General features: G+C 48.4%; 2 protein-coding genes. One reads left to right on the forward strand and one right to left on the reverse strand.

All coding sequences use genetic code 11. The features are described 5' to 3' along the window. On the reverse strand, positions 1-671 hold a 671-nt coding region (locus tag BQ4443_RS00790; RefSeq protein ID WP_256330807.1), incomplete at its 3' end, for a thiamine pyrophosphate-binding protein. A 147-nt stretch (positions 672-818) separates the two neighbouring features. Between BQ4443_RS00790 and BQ4443_RS00795 the strand changes: the two genes are divergently transcribed. Then, complete coding sequence (locus BQ4443_RS00795; protein ID WP_071057755.1) at positions 819-1,127, forward strand: alkaline phosphatase PhoX; 309 nt, start codon at positions 819-821, stop codon at positions 1,125-1,127. Positions 1,128-1,292: the final 165 nt, after the last annotated feature.

Raw genomic sequence — 1,292 nt, forward strand, 5'->3', positions numbered from 1 at the left:
CCACCGCCGTAAAACACCGAGCGACGAGCGTTAACAATTAAATCGGCAGAACGTTTGATATTGGCTAACATCGCAGGTGCAGGCACTTCCGGCGTACTTTCAGCCCGCTTTTCAATGGTGAAGGTCGATTTATCAATGGCTTGAATTTGAATGTCTTTGGGGAAATCAATTAACACCGGTCCTGGACGCCTCTCGGTGGTTATTTGATAGGCTTTGGAAACAAGCGGCACCACATCCTCGGAGAGCTTGATCTGCGCATTCCACTTAGTGACGGGGCGTGAAATACCGATCGCATCACACTCTTGGAAGGCATCGGTACCAATGGCACTCGTGGCTACTTGACCGCTGATACAGAGCACAGGTATCGAATCACACATCGCATCCAATAAGCCAGAGGTAGTATTAGCTATGCCGGGACCAGAGGTCACTAAGACCACGCCTGGTTTACCCGTGCTGCGCGCATAGCCTTCGGCGGCATGCACCGCACCCTGCTCGTGGCGTACCAAAATATGGCGAATACGCGGCTCAGCATAAATGGCATCATAAAGCGGTAAAACCGCACCGCCGGGATAGCCGAAAATGGTATCAACACCCAGCTCAATTAAAGTCTCCAGTAAGGCTTGAGCGCCATTAAAACACAGTTTTTGTTGGAGGCTTTGCTGTGTATCCATATAAAAACCCTCGCTTGTTTTATTCTAGTTTGATTAGTTAAAAAATGAGTAGCTTGATTTTAACCCTAAGTCAGTAAGAAACTTGCAATGCACAAGTGCTATGCTTAAACTAATCAGGGAGAGTATGAAGGTCAGGGCAATAACAGCATGTTGGTAGCGGATCCCGAGAGTAAAGTGCTATGTCGCTTTATGGTGGGTCCACGCGGCTGTGAGGTCACCGGTATTACTTGGACGCCTGATATGAAGTATATCTTTGTTAATATCCAGCACCCAGGTGAAGGACCGATGCTTAAAGAGGCGCAAAATAGCACCAAGGCGCCAACGGTTGAAGAAGCGCAGAATAACCCAACCGGTTCCTCTACTTGGCCTGACGGCGACCAAGCAACTCGCCCTCGTCCTGCCTCGGTCGTGATTTGGCGCGAAGACGGTAATGTTGTAGGTAGTTTCCCAGCCTAAGTTTTTAAACGCTAAGCTAAAAAAATGACTGATAGTTGCTGATGCGCTATCAGTCATTTTGTTTGGTGCTACTTGCCATCAATCGTCTGTAAGCATCGATGGCTGGATCGCTGTGATGCTTATTCCTATTAGCTCCGGCTGTCGCTAATTACCTACGTTTTACCC

Origin of the sequence: Pelistega sp. MC2 (assembly GCF_900099475.1) — a bacterium.
Classification (GTDB): domain Bacteria; phylum Pseudomonadota; class Gammaproteobacteria; order Burkholderiales; family Burkholderiaceae_B; genus Taylorella; species Taylorella indica.

Bases quoted from the DNA above. Each gene is read 5' to 3' on its own strand.
- BQ4443_RS00795 (WP_071057755.1), top strand. From the start codon at position 819: ATGTTGGTAGCGGATCCCGAGAGTAAAGTGCTATGTCGCTTTATGGTG.